General features: G+C 57.8%; 20 protein-coding genes. 13 read left to right on the top strand and 7 right to left on the bottom strand.

Annotated elements, in window-relative coordinates; all coding sequences use genetic code 11:
- Positions 1-17: 17 nt before the first annotated feature.
- On the bottom strand, positions 18-662 hold the full coding sequence (locus tag JOE39_RS13295; protein ID WP_210077252.1) for a glutathione binding-like protein: 645 nt from the start codon (positions 660-662) through the stop codon (positions 18-20).
- 108 nt (positions 663-770) lie between these two features.
- A complete protein-coding gene (locus JOE39_RS13290) occupies positions 771-971 on the bottom strand; it encodes an SEC-C metal-binding domain-containing protein (protein ID WP_003314401.1) in 201 nt (66 codons plus the stop codon).
- A gap of 158 nt (positions 972-1129) precedes the next feature.
- Here JOE39_RS13290 and JOE39_RS13285 point away from each other — a divergent pair, with 158 nt between their 5' ends.
- The 3 genes from JOE39_RS13285 (at position 1130) to JOE39_RS13275 (ending at position 2683) form a co-directional block, all read left to right on the top strand.
- On the top strand, positions 1130-1786 hold the full coding sequence (locus tag JOE39_RS13285; RefSeq protein WP_210077253.1) for an XRE family transcriptional regulator: 657 nt from the start codon (positions 1130-1132) through the stop codon (positions 1784-1786).
- Positions 1787-1914: 128 nt separating this feature from the next.
- Positions 1915-2163 carry a DUF1654 domain-containing protein gene (locus JOE39_RS13280; protein WP_003314405.1) on the top strand — a complete coding sequence of 83 codons (249 nt, stop codon included), beginning with the start codon at positions 1915-1917 and terminating at the stop codon, positions 2161-2163.
- A gap of 190 nt (positions 2164-2353) precedes the next feature.
- Positions 2354-2683 carry a hypothetical protein gene (locus tag JOE39_RS13275; RefSeq protein WP_003314406.1) on the top strand — a complete coding sequence of 110 codons (330 nt, stop codon included), beginning with the start codon at positions 2354-2356 and terminating at the stop codon, positions 2681-2683.
- A gap of 9 nt (positions 2684-2692) precedes the next feature.
- Here JOE39_RS13275 and JOE39_RS13270 read toward each other — a convergent pair whose 3' ends face one another.
- Entirely contained in the window at positions 2693-3184 is a 492-nt protein-coding gene (locus JOE39_RS13270; protein WP_003314407.1) for an LEA type 2 family protein, read from the bottom strand.
- Between the two features lie 117 nt (positions 3185-3301).
- Between JOE39_RS13270 and JOE39_RS13265 the strand changes: the two genes are divergently transcribed.
- Both JOE39_RS13265 and JOE39_RS13260 read left to right on the top strand, forming a co-directional pair.
- Positions 3302-3853, top strand: a complete 552-nt coding sequence (locus tag JOE39_RS13265) for a hypothetical protein (protein ID WP_032659807.1) — start codon at positions 3302-3304, stop codon at positions 3851-3853.
- A gap of 113 nt (positions 3854-3966) precedes the next feature.
- Positions 3967-6402 carry a TonB-dependent receptor gene (locus tag JOE39_RS13260; protein ID WP_210077255.1) on the top strand — a complete coding sequence of 812 codons (2436 nt, stop codon included), beginning with the start codon at positions 3967-3969 and terminating at the stop codon, positions 6400-6402.
- 508 nt (positions 6403-6910) lie between these two features.
- On the opposite strand, the gene JOE39_RS13255 is transcribed toward JOE39_RS13260, so the two are convergent.
- Positions 6911-7384: a YchJ family protein gene (locus tag JOE39_RS13255; RefSeq protein ID WP_003314410.1), complete on the bottom strand. Its 474-nt coding sequence runs from the start codon at positions 7382-7384 to the stop codon at positions 6911-6913.
- A gap of 3 nt (positions 7385-7387) precedes the next feature.
- On the bottom strand, positions 7388-7885 hold the full coding sequence (locus tag JOE39_RS13250; protein WP_032659801.1) for a DUF6231 family protein: 498 nt from the start codon (positions 7883-7885) through the stop codon (positions 7388-7390).
- Between the two features lie 640 nt (positions 7886-8525).
- On the opposite strand from JOE39_RS13250, the gene JOE39_RS13245 reads away from it, so the two are divergent.
- From JOE39_RS13245 to JOE39_RS13210, 8 genes are all read left to right on the top strand, one after another.
- Positions 8526-9203, top strand: coding sequence for a hypothetical protein (locus tag JOE39_RS13245; protein ID WP_003314413.1), 678 nt, complete (start codon positions 8526-8528; stop codon positions 9201-9203).
- A 24-nt stretch (positions 9204-9227) separates the two neighbouring features.
- On the top strand, positions 9228-10115 hold the full coding sequence (locus JOE39_RS13240; protein WP_024960395.1) for a 2Fe-2S iron-sulfur cluster-binding protein: 888 nt from the start codon (positions 9228-9230) through the stop codon (positions 10113-10115).
- A 14-nt stretch (positions 10116-10129) separates the two neighbouring features.
- Positions 10130-11341 carry an ATP-grasp domain-containing protein gene (locus tag JOE39_RS13235; protein ID WP_024665273.1) on the top strand — a complete coding sequence of 404 codons (1212 nt, stop codon included), beginning with the start codon at positions 10130-10132 and terminating at the stop codon, positions 11339-11341.
- Positions 11338-12501, top strand: coding sequence for an ATP-grasp domain-containing protein (locus JOE39_RS13230; RefSeq protein WP_003393384.1), 1164 nt, complete (start codon positions 11338-11340; stop codon positions 12499-12501). Before JOE39_RS13235 ends, JOE39_RS13230 begins: the two co-directional genes overlap by 4 nt.
- A 15-nt stretch (positions 12502-12516) precedes the next feature.
- Entirely contained in the window at positions 12517-13614 is a 1098-nt protein-coding gene (locus tag JOE39_RS13225; protein ID WP_010421229.1) for an arginine deiminase family protein, read from the top strand.
- 15 nt (positions 13615-13629) lie between these two features.
- Complete coding sequence (locus JOE39_RS13220; protein ID WP_010421231.1) at positions 13630-14577, top strand: EamA family transporter; 948 nt, start codon at positions 13630-13632, stop codon at positions 14575-14577.
- 232 nt (positions 14578-14809) lie between these two features.
- Positions 14810-15085 carry a DUF1145 domain-containing protein gene (locus JOE39_RS13215; protein WP_003363526.1) on the top strand — a complete coding sequence of 92 codons (276 nt, stop codon included), beginning with the start codon at positions 14810-14812 and terminating at the stop codon, positions 15083-15085.
- Positions 15078-15836, top strand: coding sequence for a hypothetical protein (locus tag JOE39_RS13210; protein ID WP_003393380.1), 759 nt, complete (start codon positions 15078-15080; stop codon positions 15834-15836). The genes JOE39_RS13215 and JOE39_RS13210 overlap by 8 nt, the downstream gene beginning before the upstream one ends.
- A 68-nt stretch (positions 15837-15904) precedes the next feature.
- On the opposite strand, the gene JOE39_RS13205 is transcribed toward JOE39_RS13210, so the two are convergent.
- The gene (locus tag JOE39_RS13205) at positions 15905-16936 is read right to left on the bottom strand and encodes a purine nucleoside permease (RefSeq protein ID WP_210077257.1); all 1032 of its coding nucleotides are present in this window, start codon (positions 16934-16936) and stop codon (positions 15905-15907) included.
- 26 nt (positions 16937-16962) lie between these two features.
- On the bottom strand, positions 16963-17922 hold the full coding sequence (locus tag JOE39_RS13200; RefSeq protein WP_004416479.1) for a nucleoside-specific channel-forming protein Tsx: 960 nt from the start codon (positions 17920-17922) through the stop codon (positions 16963-16965).
- Positions 17923-18029 lie beyond the last annotated feature (107 nt).

Raw genomic sequence — 18029 nt, 5'->3', positions numbered from 1 at the left:
TTTGAGTCCAAGGGGACTCAAGGCTTCGACGGGTTGATCTTCTCGACCAGCGCATACGCGCGCTGGGTCGCTTCGCGACCGGCGATGCTGTCGAACCAGCGCTTGAGGTGCGGGAAGTCGTCCAGGTTCTGCTGTTGATAGGTGTGCGGCACGATCCAAGGGTAGATCGCCATGTCGGCGATGCTGTACTCGTCACCCGCCACAAACTGGCGATTGGCCAGACGCTTGTTCAGTACGTCATACAGTCGTGCGGTTTCTTTGACGTAGCGCTCGATCGCGTAGGGGATCTTTTCCTTGGCGAAACGATTGAAGTGATGATTCTGACCCGCCATCGGACCGAGCCCGCCCATTTGCCAGAACAGCCATTGCGACACTTCCTGGCGACCACGTAGATCCTGCGGGATGAATTGCCCGGTCTTCTCGGCGAGGTACAGCAGAATGGCGCCCGACTCGAACAGGCTCAGCGGTGCGCCGCCGTCAGCAGGCTGGTGATCGACAATGGCCGGGATGCGGTTGTTAGGGGCGATTTTCAGGAATTCGGCTTTGAATTGCTCGTCTTTGCCGATGTTCACCGGAAAGATCGTGTAGGGCAGACCTGCCTCTTCCAGAAACAGCGTGATTTTGTGCCCGTTGGGCGTGGTCCAGTAATGCAGGTCGATCATTGAGCGCTCCATGTGGGTGACCGAAACCCCATGTTTTACCTTGCTCACCTGCCGCCTACAAATGAAAACGGCCTGCAATGCAGGCCGTCGTCCATAATGCTCCGCGCCTTACGCGCCGTGGCATTTCTTGAATTTCTTGTCGCTGCCGCACGGGCAAGGATCGTTACGACCGACATCTTTAAGGGTATTGCGCACCGGTTCCTGGTGAGCGTGACCGCAGTCTGGACCGTGTACATGGCCGTGCTGGTGGTCGTGGTGATCGTGGTCATGGTTGCAATCGGGGCCATGCACATGGGCTTGCTGGTTCATCGGTTTTACTCCGCAATTAAATCTGGCGCGCATTATCCCGCAAATCACGGCCAAGCAGTATCGGCATATTGGGATTCGCACAGCGCCAGTTTTTAAGTATGCTTAGTCTAAGTTGAGCATTTTTCAGTATTCTTTATTACCGTGTGCGGAGCCGATTCATGACCCGACAGGAACGTATCGCCAGGGCAATCGCCACCAGCGGCCTGAAGAAAGGTGAGATTGCCGCCCAGTGCGGCGTGGCCAACTCTGCCGTTACCCAATGGATCAGTGGGGAAAGCAAAAGCCTGCGGCCGGAAAATCTTTACGCACTGGCCAGGGCCACGGGCTTTAGTGCCGAATGGCTGGCGATTGGCGAGGGGCCGGAACAGGCGCCTGCCTTCGACGCCAACGTTGCGCTGATCGATCAGCCGAAAATGTCCTTCCGCTATCCGGTGATCAGCTGGGTGTCGGCGGGCTCCTGGGAAGAGGCGGTTCAGCCTTATCCCGACGGCTTTTCCGACCGCTATGAAATCTCCGACTACGACTCCAAGGGGCCGGCGTTCTGGCTGGAGGTCAAGGGCGATTCGATGACCGCGCCCACCGGCGTCAGTGTGCCGGAAGGAATGATGATTCTGGTGGACACGGAGGCTGATGTGCAGCCCGGCAAGCTGGTGATCGCCAAGCTACCCGCCAGCAACGAGGCGACGTTCAAGAAGCTGGTCGAGGACGGTGGCACACGCTACCTGAAGCCCCTGAACCCGGCGTACAAAATGATCGAATGCGGTGCCGACTGTCGCATTATCGGCGTAGCGGTGAGGATGACTGGCAGGCTGTAAGCCTCGCGTGACAAGGCTTGCAGGCTTTTTCGCCAAAGATGCTCGGCAGGAAACGTCCTACGAAATGCTTGCGAGGTTCATACAGCTGGAATACTGTATTTATATACAGTTATGCCTCGGAGGCTATCATGGCTGGCAATGATACTGGATCGACAGGCAGGTCTTCCTACGAACAGATCGGCAAGCGCATTCAACGGCTGGTCTCCGCGCCGAATGTTCAAAAGACCCAGTGGGTCATCGTCGCTCGTCGTGATGATGAGCCCGTGGACAGCTGGAACGTGGTGCTGCAGGAAATCGAAGAAACCGAAGGCATCGAGATTGACCGTCAGCCAGACGGTTCGGTAAGGATTGGCTGGCAGCGCTACATCGATAACTGACCTTAAGCCTCTGATGCTCGCCCGGTGGCGCGGCGGGTTGGTGGCATACGTTTGCTTGCGATTTTAAGCATGCTTAATTTTTCCGGTTTTCTAACGGTGCCGGTGCCTCGGCAATCCGCGGCAGGCCCCCCCAGTGCGTGAATTTTCTGTGTTCGTGAACGGCTGTATTTCTTGAACGGAGTCAGAAGCGATGGATATCTTGAATGGTTTGGCAGACCGAGGCGAGTGGCTGGTAGCCGGTCTGGTGGGTGCGATCATTTCTGGCTGGTGGCATAAGGCAGGTCTGCTCGACTGGCGTGCCTGGCTGGTTTTTCTGGTGACCGGCGTGGCCTGTGCAGTATTCCTCACCGGCATCGCCAGTGATTACCTTGGCGTGGCAGATCCGCGCAACACTACGGGGGTTGGGTTTCTGCTGGGATCGTTCGGCGGTGCGCTGATCAGTGCCGTCAACCGGGCATTGTGGGCCGCGGACATCTGGAAGTTTCTTCTTGAGCTGATCAAGGGCAAGCTGGGCGGATAGGCTGAATGATTAACGGCGCTGGATCAGGTCTTCCGGCAGCACGTCGCCTGAAGTGCCGATGCGCACGTTGTGCCTGAACACGATGCCGGTCTTGAGCTTGCCGTCCAGCTGATAATGAACCGGCTCATCAGGCTTTTTCAGCAGTTGAGCGATGTACCGTGCGTAGCGCCAGAGGTTGGTGCGAATCGGCACAACAAAGGTTTTGCGGCTATTACCGTCGACGACAAACCAGTCGCTGAACGTGTCATCGACAAGGACCATGTCATTGAGGGTGATCTTGTACTTCAGGCCACGTACCAGCAAGCTGTCTTCGTTGGGGTTATCGACTTCGAAGTACAGCTTGAAATCCTGCTGTGTCAGCCTCGCCTTGACCACCTGGACCTTCAGCAAATGCACTTCCGGTTCCTGAGTGCGGTCAAAACTCAGGAGCGAGCATCCGCTGAGCCCGGACAGGATCAACGCAAGGCTTATGATTCTTGTAATGTGCGCCTGAAAAAACATGGATGTGCTCCCTTTGACGCCTGAGTCTACCAACTCGACGTTCAACGGCAACGCGCTTATTGCGCTGTCTGACGCTTCGCCATACTTTTACTGACGTGCATATCGGTGTCTTCTTCCATGAATCTCTACGAAATTGTCTTCAGTGCCGAACTGGTCGCCGGAGCACAACCCGAGAAGGTAAGGGCTAACCTTGGCAAGCTGTTCAATGCAGATGCCGAACGTCTGGACCTCCTGTTCTCGGGACGCCGACTGGTTCTGAAAAACAATCTCGACGCAGCAACGGCAGAGAAATATCGCGCCACCCTCGAGCGCGCGGGTGCTCTGGTGCGTGTGCTGGAAATGAATACACCACTGCCTATGGAAGAGGTCGAACTGGCGCCGCCGCCGGACGCACCGAACTGGTTGCGCAAGACCCCGGTCAGTCCGGGGCGTTTGCAGATCAAACCGCGCGACGCTTATATGGCGGCTTTTGTGGACGTCGATGCGCCGGATTACTCGGTCGCAGAAGCGGGCGTCGAGTTGCTGCCCGACAAGCCTCAGCCTGTTGCGCCGCTGCTGGATCTCTCGCATTTGAGCCTGGCCCCGGTGGGCAGCGACATGGGACAGGTCGAAAAACCCGAGTCGCAGGAGGCGCCCGATACGTCGCACCTGAAGATCATCCCGGAGTGACGCGCTGCGAGTCTGCTGAATCCTGAAACGGAATTATTTTCAATCAGCCCTGTTACTTTCGAGCGCTCGTCCGGCTAACAGGCATTGAGAAGTATTCCATCAGGAGTTGCCCGATGTCCCGTTCGTTAGACACCCTTCTGCGTCCCAGTCTGTTGGCCGTGGCGATCGCCCTGTGCACGCCTCTGACCAGCCCGCTGTCGATGGCGGCGCAGCAGGCCAGCCTGGTTGCCTACGATCTACCCGCAGGCCCGATGGCGACCACGCTGAATCAGATATCCAGCCAGGGTGGTCTGGCACTGAGTCTTGACCCGGCGTTGGTCGCTGGCAAAACCAGCTCGGCGGTGAAAGGCAATTTCGACGCGGCGACGGCCTTGCGCGAGGCCCTGCGTGGCAGCGGCCTGCAACTGGTGCAGAGCAGTGCCGGGACGTACACGCTGATGGCCATGGAACAGAGCGCCTTGAACCTGTCGGACGTGAACATCAACGCCAACAGCACGCCCCTCGAAGGTTCGGAGGCAGCAGGTTATCGCAGCGAGAACGTCAGCAGCGTCGGCGCGCTGGGTGGCATGCGGCTGCAGGACACGCCTTATTCCATAAGCGTCACGCCTCAGGCACTGCTAAAAAACATCCAGGCGACCTCGCTGGACGATGTCATCAAGCACAACCCGTTCACCCAGATGTACTCGCCGACCAGCGCCGGTTATGCCAGTGCCGTCAATATTCGTGGTTTCAGCAGCGCGGGCAGCCTGAACATCGCCAATGATGGCCTGCGGTTCACCAACGGTGCCGACGGCAGCAACTACATGGAAGAGATGGAGCAACTGGAAGTCATCACCGGTCTGACCGGCTTCCTGTATGGTCCAGCCTCGCCGGGCGGGCTGGTCAACTACGTGCTCAAGCGCCCGACCTATCAACGCTACAACAGCGTCACCCTGGGCAATGCCGGGGGTGAGAATTACTACCTGCATGGTGACTTCGGCGGGCCGATCGACAGCGAGGGCAAGTTCGCCTATCGCCTTAATGTGCTGACCCAGGATGGTGAAACGGCTGTCGATCTGAACAAGCGTCGTCGCGAGATGATTTCCCTGGCACTGGACTGGAACGTGTCCGACGACCTGCTGGTACAGTTCGACGCCTCGCACAAGAAGACCGAAATTCGCGGCCTGACCAGTTACTGGTATTTCGGCGACCAGTCCCTGCGCCCCAGCGCGGCATCGCTGGACAACGACAAGCTCTACAGCCAGAAGTGGTCGTTTTCCGATTACGAGTCCGACAAGGCCGGTGTGCGCGCCAAGTGGCGTTTGAACGACACCTTCACCTTGCGCGCGGCCTTCGCGGCCCAGCAGTACACCTCGGAGAACACCTACACCGGGCCGACGGTCTACAGCGCGGGCCTTTACTCGCAGCCGCTGTATGCCTTCGCTCCGATTGAAACCGAAGAAAAGACCGGCTCGCTGTTCCTCGATGTGGCGTTCGATACCGGCTTCATCGGTCACAAGGTCACCGTGGGCTATCAGGGCAATACCTCGCGCCAGAAGCAGTACGAGGATCACATTCCGTACACGCCCGATCAGCCGGGCCCGCAATACACCTCGCCGGTGGGCACGATACCGTTGGACCAGACGCCTCAGGTTGGCAAGCCTGCGTACTCCATCGGGCATGGCGACCAGCGCCTGGCCAACAGCTCGGAAAGCAACAACGTCCTGATCGGTGACGTCATCACCTTCAACGAGCAGTGGTCGGCGATCCTGGGTGTGACCAACACGCAGATCAAAACCTACGCCAACGAGTTCGTCTACGCCAAGGCGTTCGGTTCCGCCGAAACCGAGACCACCTACAACGAGAGCAAGACTTCGCCGAACATCTCGCTGGTCTATAAACCGCTGCCGTGGCTGACCACCTACGCCACGTATATAGAAGGCCTGCAATCGGGCGGCGTCGCGCCTAGCGGGACCGCCAATGCCGGCCAGGCGTTTGCGCCTGAAATCAGTGAGCAATACGAAATCGGTGCCAAGGCGACGCTGGGTGAAACCCTGTTGACCCTGGCGCTGTTCAACATCGAGAAGCCTAACGGTTACACCACTGCCTCGAACATCTACGTTGTGGACGGACGTCAGGAGAACAACGGCCTGGAATTCAGCGTCACCGGCAAGGTCATCCCGGAACTGACCGTAGTTGGCGGATTTACCTTGCTCGACCCGAAAATCAAGAAAACCGGCGTCGCAGCGGATGAAGGTAACGTCCCGACCAACGTCGCCAAGCAACTGGCCAAGGTTTATGCCGAATACGACATCAACCCTATACCAGGCCTGGCCATGACCGGCGGGGCGTTCTACACCGGCAAGCAATACACCGATCAAAGCAACGAAAACGACCTGCCGTCCTTCACCACCTTCGACGCCGGAGCCCGCTACCGCCTGCGCCTTGCAGAAAACGACCTGACCCTGCGCGTCAACGTCAGCAACCTGACCAACAAAGAATACTGGCTCAACAGCAGCTACCTGGGCGACCCACGCACCGTCGCGTTCTCGGCACAATTGGAGTTTTAAGGCGAGCCCAATCCACCTGATAACGCAGACCGCTGTGTGACGCAGAGCGTCACGAACTGCAATCCCACGCGGAGCGTGAGGAACGATAGTCATCAGGCTACGGGCCGTGCCTTTAGCCAAATTGCTCTGAAGCGCTTTTCAAACGCGATGGTACTGACGACGCAGAGTGCGACGTAAGTGACGGCTGAGTCCTGGTGCTGATCCGGGGGTAGCCTGGCAGGACGCCAGGCTAGCCGCACCGGACCATGGATGGTCCGTTGCGGCGACCCCCGGATCAGTGCCAGGGCGAAGGAACCCGACGAAGTCGGGCCGGAAACGGAGCTAAGGACTTTGCTCACTTTGGTCCCTCAAAGTGAGTCGCCGAGGGGCGAAAAGTTGACCTGAGTCGAACCTCAATCTACCTGACATCACAGAACAGCCGTGTGACGCAGAGCGTCACGAACTGCATTCCCACGCGGGAACGATAGTCAACCGCGGAGTTCTCGACGTTCAAGCAAAGAGCCGCGACTCAGTCCACATAAGCCGAGCAGCACTTCTTGAACTTCTGCTCACTGCCACACGGACACGCATCATTACGCCCAGCCTTCAACGGCACGGTTGAATCGATAAAATACCAGCGCCCCTGATTCTGCACGAACGACGAACGCTCCTTATGACTGTGCTCACCATTGCCATCATGCCAGCGAGCGGTAAAAGTCACGAACGCATGCTCCGGCTTGCCGCCGAACACCTCCGAGCTTTCTACCTCCAGCCCCAACCAAGTGCTCTGCGCACTCCACTGAGCGATAGCCTCACGGTCCAGCCCGCCTTGCTGCACCGGCAGAGTGGTCTGGACCAGATAGTCAGTCAGCCCCAGCACATAGGCGCTATAACGCGAGCGCATCAGCTTTTCCGCGCCTGGCGCAGGCTGACCTGCGTGATAGCGACCGCAGCAGGCCAGCAACAGATCGCCGCTGCCGCAGGGGCAAATGGCACTACTCATAGGTCACCACCAATACTTTCCAAAATTCTCCGGGTTGGCCCAGTACTTCGCGTTCAGCCAGTCGGGCACCTGTTTGTACTCACGCAAGTCGTACGTAAACAGGTTCAGCACCTGCTCGTCGCGGGCGAAGCGTTCGCTGGACTGTAGCGCCAGCGAGAAAAAATCCGTCTCCTGCCAACCGCAGGCCTGCAAGTCGGCGAGCACCGCGATGCGGCTGGCGTTGAGGTTGCGGATGCCACCCAACAATTCCAGGCCGGTGCGCTTGGGGATGTGTTCGAGACAATCGACCACCAGCGCCAGATCGAAACGTTGCGCGGCCAGATGAGCAGGCAGCGCACCGGGTTCGGCCAGCGCGACCTCGGTCTGCGGGTGGGCCTCCTGAAAGGCTTGCAACGCCGGAAACTCCTGAGCGCCGATCAACAGCAGGCGCTGCGGCGCATAGCGATCGAGAAGGGCAGCCAGCGCTTGTTGGGGCGTACGGTTCGAGTAGCCGACGGTCATTGAAAGTCCTCTGGTTAGCTGACAAGACTAGCCTGCCCGGCGAGGTCTGGAAAGCGTCGTTCACGGGCTTTCAGGTGCAGCGACCGGGTTATTAAGTCATTTGGCAGATACTTAGATTATAAAGTTACTTGCAAGCTGTTTTCAGACGCATTAGGATCCGCAACGCAAATTGGATCCCAAGAGTGGCTGCATGGACGCGACGTATAAACACCTACTATGTAACTCACTTGTATTCTCTGCGATGCCTTGATAAAGGCGTGGTATGTGCTGTGTGTCCAGCGGACACGCAGAATATTCTGGCCATGGGCTATTAGACGTGCAATGTTCATTATTATGGACCGTCTTTCTGTGCGCCTTGAATACGTAAAGCGATGATATTGCCCGGACCATTGGGTGCGTGTCAGTGACCGCTGTTAAAAAACACCGGCTGTTTAGCTGCCGCCTCTGGCAATAGGCAAGGTCACTTGTTTGACGTCATTTTTTATTTTACGCAATCGTTGTTTGACCTATCGATCAGCTTTCGCTCGCGGTTCTGGCCGTCGGTCATTTGTTTGTTGTGATACGGATAATACGATTCAGCAGGGCGCTGAATATTAAATATCATTAAGCCATTAATGATTAACATGGAGAGAAGCAACCGATGATATCCACCGCTGAGATGCTAAAGACGCTTGAAAGCACTGTTGATACCTGCCTGGAAGCAGAATTCAAAAAAGACACCGTCATGGGCGAGTTCCATAAAGGCGACTGGTTCAATGAGTCTTACTACAAGCGTCATATTCTGGAGTGCGTGATCCGCATTCACATGAACAACGAACTGGACGCACGTGCTGTACAGGTTGCGGCAGTCGACAACATTTCCGCCGCCAAACAATTGTCTTACTATTTGTATGATGAGTTCGGCCACGACGAAATGTTCGGTCAGGACCTCATCACGTACGGCTATTCTCCTTCCGACGTTCAGGCGCAGTTCGCCTTCCCGGAAACCTGGAAACTCATGGGTTACCTGAACTTTTGCGTCAGCAAGTTCGGTCCTTTGTCCTCGATCACCTGGGACTGGTTCCTCGAATACTACGGCGACAAATACAGCTCGTTCATCACCCAGAAGGCCAGTGCCAGCATGGGCCAGCCAGCGGTCAGCGGAGCGGCTTCTCACGTGGCTTTCGACGAAGCCGAGGACCACAGCGGCATGATGAACAACATGCTGGCGTCGGTTATCAAGGACGAGAAGGATCTGCAAAAGGCTGTCGTTCATATCAAGGCATTCATACCGATGGTCGGTGAGTACTTCCAGGCCCTGCGTGCAGCAACGCTTTAATACACCTTACTCAAGGTCGGTGTAATGGCAATCTACAGTGTGCGTATTGGAGACCAGACTTACACCGCCGAGAGTCAGCAACCCCTTACCGATGCCCTTCCTCATGAAGCGTTGGTAAGGGGGTGTCTCAAAGGGGTGTGCAGAGTGTGCAAGTGCACACTTGTTTCGGGGCGCGTTCTGGAACAGGGAAAAGTCGTTGCCTTGAATGAAGCCTTTCTGCCATGCGTCAGTCGTGCTGAAACGGATATTGATATCCGTGTTGCGATCAGCACCTTTCATAAGGCCAGGCTGAAAAGCAAACGGATGCTGTCCGGGCAAATAATGGAAGTCGTGCTTGAGGTCAAAAAGGTTTTCTATAACGCCAAGTCGGTCATCAGTTTGAAATATCCCGAGGGTTCAGCGGTGCGCAGTTATTCTGTGGTGACCTTGGGTGGCAAGGATTACGACAGCCTGACCTGCCATGTGAAATTGCGTGAGGGTGGCCTGTTCTCGGGGTTATTGTTGCAGTGGCCAGTGGGCGAACCGCTGGAATATTCAATTGCAAGTCCTGCCTTGCCGGTCTATGAACAGTCCCTGAGTCGTTTGAATGTCGTGAGTGGTGGAAGTGGAATGGGCGCGGCATTGAGTCGTGCGCAGGAACTGGTAGCGAAGTACGGTATTCGTGAAGTTGCCATTTACGCCGTCAATCGTGCAGGCCTCAGCGATTATCACGCAGGGTGTATAGAGATGTTCCGCAAAACGGTTGAATGCGACGTTCACGTGACCAACTTTCCTTTTTCCGAATGGACCCACCCTGACTTTGCCATTGGCGAACACTTGATGCACGACACGCTCACCATCGGCGTCGGGTCGGATGGGGTGATCGGCAAGTTAAAGAACCTTCCCTTGTGTGAACTTGAAAGTTTTGGATAGTCGGAGACTGAGCCATGTCCATCGTTGTCATTGATCCTGTTTCATCCGGTATTAACTATATCAATGCGGCGCAGCAACTGGGCGTCGGTGTCTATGTGTTTTCCTGTGACGGTGGCGAGCAGGAGCTCAACGCTGAGTTGCGGGCCAAGGTACGTCAGGTCATCAAAATCGACACCGGTGATTTTGAGGCACAGCTGAAGAAAATCAATGAGTTGGGAGACGTCCGCGCCGTTCTTCCCGGTGTGGAGTACGCCGTGCCCATGGCCGCGCGCCTGGGGGCAGCGTCAGGCACAACGCATCTGCACGACAGTGCAGTAGAGAAAGTGCGCAACAAATTCAATTTCCGCAGCCGGCTGACTGAGGCGGGGTTGAGCACGATCGGCTTTTTCCTTCTGGATGCCCACGCGCCGGTAGCTGTGCCGGAGGGCTTCAGCTTTCCGGCGGTGGTCAAGCCGATCGATATGGCGGGCAGTATCGGTGTGCGCAAGCTCTACAACCATCAAGAGTTGATTGAAGCGGTGGAGACATTTCGTCAATCACTGCCCGACGACATCGGCTTTACTGCCAGTGGCCAGCTGATTGTCGAAGCGTACATTCCCGGCACTGAATACAGTGTCGAAGGCATCGTGCGCAGCGATGGCAGCGTCACCCTTGCGTCCATCACGGAGAAACTGCTCGGCTCGGAGCCGTACTTTGTCGAAGTCGGTCACATCGTGGGCCAAGGCTATGAAGAAGGATTTCGCAGGGTACTGACCGACTATTCGCTGGCGGTGCTTGAGGCCATAAAGCTGAACGTCGGGCCGTTCCACCTGGAGTTGCGTGTAACGCCACAAGGCCAGCCGGTAGCGGTTGAACTGGCGGCCCGTCTTCCAGGCGACAATATCGTCGAGTTGATCAGGCGTGCCAGCGGCATTGACCTTGCCAAAGAGACACTGTGTGAGTACCTGGACATCGACAGTCGGGCCGTGCCACGTGCGAACGGCGTCAGTGCCATCGCCTTCATCCCCCGAGGCGACAAGAGCGAATTTACCGAGCTGCAAGGGCTCTCCGACATTTTCGACAGTCCGTATTACCTTTCGCATCAGGTCTATTACCGATCCGGCGACGCTCTTGGCTCGGATCAGGACTGGACCTCAAGAATCGGCTACGTCATGTTCGGCGGTACCGACGAGGCGCTTGTAAGAAGCCTAGTCGGGCGGGTACACACAGAGGTTGGAATCGTATGAAGCATGTCCTGATCATCAACCGCTATGACGACGAGCTTTCGGACTACCGCAACTACATCGATCACTCGCAGGTCGATGTCTCCTACATATCACTGGCAGGGCACTCGCGGCTGATTGATCCGCAGGTCAGCGCCAACGTAGTCGAAGTCAGCGCACTGGACGCCGATCTGATACTTCAGGAAGCGCGGGCCATTCATCGTCGTCAGCCTGTCGATTTCGTGATCGCCTTTTCGGAATACGATCTGGACGCCGCTGCGCTGGTGCGTACCGAATTCAACATACCCGGTGCCAAGGTCGCCGATAACCTGCTGTGCCGTAACAAGGCGAGCATGAAGGAAGCATTGACCGGTTCTTCGGTTCGTTATCCTCAGTATCGGAATGTAGCGTCGCGTGGCGGCGTCGAAGCCTTCTGTCATGAGCACGGCTTTCCGGTCATCCTCAAGCCCCAGGTTGGCGCAGCCTCGGACGGCGTGGTGAAGATCGAGCGCCTGGAAGATATACCCGACCTGCCGGATTTCAATGGCTACGAAGTCGAAGAGTACATAGAAGGCGATATCTATCATGTCGACGCGATACTGGCGGCTGACAGCATGCCGTACTTCAAAGTGTCGAAGTACCTGAACACCTGCCTGGACTTTCGCAATGGCCTGCCGCTCGGCTCGGTCACGGTCGATGACCGGGCATTCATCGCGCGAGTGCGTGCGTTCACCGAAGAAGTCTGCCTGCGCCTCAACCTGCACAACCAGGCCATTCACCTGGAGATCATCGAACGTCGTGGCGAGCTCGTATTTCTGGAGATCGGCGGTCGAGTCGGTGGCGGTGAGATTCCGTTTGTCGCGTTGCGCAGCGAGGGAATCGACCTGTATGAGCTCTGGACCCGCGCCGCGCTGGAAGTGGCTATCGCTCCGGTAGACACCCGAATCACCGGTTTTCTGATGATGCCCAATCCGTTCCCCGGCGGGTTCACCTTCGATCCGCTGATGGAGCTCTCCCATCCGCTGCTGACCTATAGCAGCGTGCAGTCCCAGGGCGATTCAAATGCGTTCAGCTACGAGGATATCCCCGCCAGATTGCACTTCGCCGCCGACAGCCAGGCTGCGATAGAGCAGGCCATTGTGCAGTGCATGAGTATTTTGCAGACGTCGATTCGCGCAACCTGATTTCTGGAACCCTGAATGAAAGTGCTCCTGCAGCTTCCCTCTGTCGTGCAGCCTGTTTCCATGTCGATATTCATGGAATCGCAGCACCCGTATTCGCTTCGGCAGGCAGATGCCGATGTCATGGCTCTGGCCAGCTCTTTCAATGCAGCGGGTTTCCCGACCGTTTTCCTGTCCGATGCGCTGTTCAGCGAAGACGGTCCGCATGTGGCCATCGAGGATATGCGGCAGTTGGCAAGGCGGGCGTTGCGCTTTGCCGATAATGTCGAACACGGGCGCCAGCAGCTTGCTCACCAGCAATTGCTCCGCTGCAGTCGGCAGGAGTTGGCCGAGATCATCATCAACCAGCCCGATCTACGGCTGCATTACGATGACGAGTTGGGCCGGATCAGTCCGGACGCTACCTACGAGAGCTACCGTATTCAACCGCTGTACGGGCTTCTGTTTCCGCGGGACCACTTCATGAACGTCGGCGGGCAGCCGGTTTTCGGGCGTCTGAAGCGTCAGGACAGGGCGCGCGAGGTTGACGTGGTGAAGCAGGTGGTCGCTGCCCATGGTCACGTTCCTGTCGAACTCGATCAGGTGCTCGAGGGCGGTGATTATCTGGAAAACGAACACATATCCTTGATCAACACCGGCTTTCGTACCGAGGCCCCGGTGCTCGAGTTCTTGCTGGCTTCAAGCTTGCTCAAGGGCGAGGTTGTGCTGGCGGTGCAGGACATATGGCGTAATCCCGAACAGTTTCACCTGGATCACTACGCCTGCCTGCTGCGTGACACTCTGCTGATCGACGCGAAAAGAGCGGACGCAGCCGACCGCTCCCTGGTCAGCGTTTATCGGCGCACGTCATCGGGCTGGCAACTGACCGACAAGGACCTGACGTTTCGCCAGGCAGCACAGGTTGCGGGTATCGAGCTGATACGGCTGGACGACGAAATGATGGCGGCATGGTGCGCAAATGCATTTTCATTGGGCAACCATGTCTGGATCGATCAAAACGCACCGGTGCGCCTGCTTGATCAGTTGGCTGAGCTCGACTGTCATGTCCTGCTGATCGCCTTTACAGAGCATCAAAAGCAGTTCGGCGGCATTCATTGCGCCACTCAACTCCTATAACTTCGAGGGACCGTCATGAAGGTGGGTAATAAGGCGTTTTTGCCTGTTCTGGCACTGATCATAAGTACCATCGGTGTGGCCTCCGCCATTGCGTTCGTCAAGCTCAGTGAAGTGGATGCCACGTCTACCCTGATGCTGCGAATGTTCATGGCGGGCGGTATGGCTTCTGCGCTGGCCGCCTGGCCAGCAGGTAAAAACACTGAGACCGGGACTGTCGGTACGGCGCGCAGCCGGCGGGCGATGCTCTGGCTGCTGGTGCTGTCGGGCGTGGTGTCGTGTGTGGATCTGCTGTCCAATCACTGGGCGGTCAAGCTGACCAGCATGGCCAACACGTCGGTCCTGATGAACCTGTCCCCGGTGTTTGTGGCGCTGCTGTCCTATCTGTTCATGAAGGAAAAAATCGGCGTCTATCAAGTGTTGGCGCTGACCCTGAGTATCGGCGGGGCTTGTCTGCTGGTGTTTGACGGCAGTGCCAGCGTGGCGTTTTCCAGCCAGAGCGTGACTGGCGACCTGCTGGCCCTGAACTCCGCGCTTTTCTATGCGATCTACCTGATCCTGATCAAGTCGCTGCGCGACTGCTTCACGTCTCGCAAGATCATTATCTGGAATAGCTTTACCTGTGCAGTGCTGTTACTGCCCATCGCTTTGCTCACCAGTGCGAAGATTCTGCCGGACACCGTGCAGGGCTGGGTGGTCATTGCGTTGCTCGCGCTGATCAGCCAGCTTCTGGGCCATGGCCTGATGGCGTATGCACTCAGGCACGTCGATGTAGTACTGGCCTCTGTTTCGGCACTGGCCCGTCCGGTGGTGGCGATTCTGATCGGGTTCTTCTTTTTCGATGAGCAGCTCACGTTGGTTCAATGGGTTGGCGTCGCTGCGGTATTGGTGGGTGTCTGGTGGTACAAGCGTCCGGTGCCGGTGGTACGTCCAGTCGTCCAGGCCAAGACTCCCAGCGAGGCCTGACAGGCTCGATACACACCAAAAAGCCCTGCACCCTTGTGACAGGGCTTTCTGGTGTCCGCTAACCTTGATTGCAGCATTGCCGCACACAATAATTGTCCAGCGTCGAGATCATTCCGGATCTTTCTCAATACACCGCTGGCATATTCGGCGTACAGCACGTCTACTGTGCGGCGACGAAAAGCATGCGAAGACTGCAATTTCGTAACGGATCATGACAAGGGGTGGGCGGGCAATGAAGGTGTTTTGGGGGCTGGGGAAGATATTGATGCTGGGCTTTTGGCTGGTGGTGCTGGTCAACGCGGCGATTGAGGCGCCCAGCCCGTTTGGCGTGATGATCGACATGGCCGGCGCGGTGCTGTTATTGACTCATTTGCTGGAGCTGATTCTGTTCAACGGCAGCCTGCGCGGTCGCCGGCATCCGTGGCGCGACCGGGGCAAAATCATCCTGTTTGGCATCTTTCATGTTCAATCCATCGGCCGTTCGGTCAGGGGGCACACTCATGCGTAAGCTCGTTCTGCTGGCGGCGTTGTTCAGCCCTCTGGCCATGGCTCAGGCAATTATCGTCGCTCCACACTCGTTGATGCGTCTGCCTGGCAACAGCAGCGTTCTGCAGGTCGAGCGCCTTGAAGTGTCCGACTACGGCACTCTGCTGATTCCGGCCGGTATCGATGATGTGAAGATTGGCGAGCTGGTACTGGGGCACGAAGCGCGAATTGCCATCGTCCCTGGTGTGCAGTCGTTCAACATGGTCGTGCTGCACGGTGAGTTCGGCACCGGCAGCCAGATCACCGCACGGGGTGCGCCGGGTACTTTCGAGAAACCGGCACGGCCAGGGCGCAACCTGACCCTGCGCCTGCAGAGCCTGGATGCCGAAGAACTGTCGATTGACGCCCGCGGTGGCGCAGGCAGCCCAGGCTATGCCGGGCTGGATGGCGGCTCGGGCGAAGCCCCGGGCTGTACCTGGGGCCAGGCCGGGCGTGGTTATAACGGCGACAGCGGCGGCAATGGCCACGATGGCGCTGCGGGCGCGCAGGTTCGTCTTGAACTGCCACAGAGCTATCCGGCCGAACGCATCAAGGTGAATGTCGCGGGCGGCGCGGCGGGCAAAGGTGGCGAAGGCGGCAAGGCAGGGAAGGGCGGTGCGTCGAAAGGCTGTGTTGTCTACCGCGCTGAAGGCGGCAAGTCTGGCAGACAGGGTGAGCCAGGTCTGCCAGGTGCTCCGGGACCGGCAGGCGCGTTGATCCTGCAACGTCTGTAGTCTGCGAGAGCCTGTCCGGATCAGGTGCAAGGCCATGATCCGGACAGTCGCGACCCGCTTCACTCACATTATTGCGGTACGCCTTTTTCCCAATTCTTCCAGTCGCCGACAATCGCCTGCACCAGCGGGTTGCCGGTGCGGTAGAGGTTTTCCAGCGCCGGGACGAAGGCACCCTGATCGGCATACTTGAGCAAGTTGTCCACCTCGCTGTAACCCGGATACGGACGATCGAAGTCGGAGCCCGCGCGGACGACAGCTAAGCGATTGACATCGACCTTGCCTGCCTTGCTCGCTCGCAACAGAGCCTCGTAGGTGGAGTTATCCTCTTGCTGGGTGGTGCAATACTCGCCCTTACCGTCGGTCAGCAGCTTGGTCCAGACTTCCGCACGCTCGCTCAGACGCGTCCCGGAAAACCAGGTATTACCTGCCAGCGTGTCGCACTGCGTGACCTGCGGCGGCTGGTTGGCAGGCGCATAAGGGTATTTGACGCGCCAGGCCGCGGATTCCTTGCTTTCGCTGAGTGTCACCTTGTGCGACAGGGCAAACGCCTTGGCCTGCAGCTTGGGGTTGAGCTCGAAGACTTCGGTCTTGTAATCCAGCGGCGGCTTCTCGTTCGGGCCCTTGGTGTTGATGCCCAGATAACCGGTCGGCCATTCCTTGGGCACATCGCGGGAGTCGATTTCCCACTGAGTGCCGAACTCCACCAGATAATGCGCCCAGGCAGTGGTGCCGAGTGTGCCGCGGTGCGGGTTGATGCCGGCAATGCCCGCGACAATGAAGTAAGTCTTGCGCAGGTCGAATTGCGGCGACAGGGCCAGCACCAGGGTCGATGCCGCAGCGTTGGTCTGGCCCATGCCGGTGACCAGCAGGCAGACGTCCTGGTCATTGCAGCGGATGGCCGGGTACTCGGCGGCAAGGCCAGGCACCTGGATTTCCTTGGTCAGATGCAGCCGATCGATCCAGTTCTGTGCTTCGGGCGCAAACATGGCGACCAGCATGACCTTGGGCGTGACCGGTGCCACCGGCGCGGTAGCCGCCCAGACAGCAGGGCTGAGCAGCGCCAGCGTGGCGCACAGTGTGTTGCGAGTGGTGTGTTTCATGAAAACTCCTGTCGTCATAATAAGGTTCAGAATTGGTAACCCACGCCTGCGTAGTAGCCCCAGCCATCAGAGCGCGCGCGGAAGTTGCCATCGCCGAAGTTCAGCTCGCTGCCGTCCTGCCAGTTGCCGCCATTGTGGAAGTAGCGGCCAACCAGGGTGAAGCGCAGATGCGTGAAGGCGTAAAGCAGCACATTGGTGGCGACCGTGGAGTTGCCGGTGCGTGCCGGATCGTTCTTGAGGTCCGAGCCGAAATCGAAGTTGGTGAAGCCGATGTAGGTCAGCGAGGCGCCGTTGTCGAAGGTGCTGATCGGTACGATGTATTTGAGCTGGGCACGATAGCCGTCCCACGAATATTCGTTGCTGGCACCGTAGTTCTCCCACTGGTAGCGGCCATAGAAGTTGGCCGACAGATTGACCCGCGAGTGGGTATCGATGTCAGTGCCCAGGCCGCTGTACAGGGTGTTGGCCCGGTTCGCTGTATTGCTGCCGTGGTCGTAGATCCAGTCGAAGGCGACGTACCATTCCTTGAACGGCCCGATGGCCAGACTGCGCCCGGCAAGGTAGTCGATCGAGACGCGTGGCTCGTGCTCCATGAACAGCGGCGAGCCATGGTCCCAGACACCTTTGTCATTATCATTGCCGATGCCGAGGATCTTCGGTACGTCGACATAGCCGTACAGCTCGAACGGCCCTTTGCGGCCGAAGTATTCGTACTCCAGGTAGATGTCATCGTTGGGCTTGGGGCCGAAGCTGATGTCCTTGCTGCCGATCAGCGTCAGGTCCTGATTGAACCAGTCTGAAAAATACGCGCCTTTACCTTCCTTGGGCGAGGCGGGCGGGCTGAGTGCTTCGCCTTGCGCCGAGTCTTCGGCCGCGGCGGGCTGTGCCAGGACGCTGGTACAGGGCAGCGCCGCGGCGGCGGCGAACAGCAGTGGCATAAGGAATCTTGAGGGCGTTGCAGGTCGAGTGAATGGCGGCTGTGGCATTGAAGCTCCTTTTCGTGGGCGCGTACTGCTGATCGCAAGCGTTTGCACAGCCCATGCCAAACTGTTTCAAGATGTTGAATGCCTTGGATATCAGGCACAGAAGATGA

Origin of the sequence: Pseudomonas sp. PvP100, assembly GCF_017833055.1 — a bacterium.
Lineage (GTDB): Bacteria > Pseudomonadota > Gammaproteobacteria > Pseudomonadales > Pseudomonadaceae > Aquipseudomonas > Aquipseudomonas syringae.
This window is presented reverse-complemented; position numbering and strand designations above follow the sequence as displayed.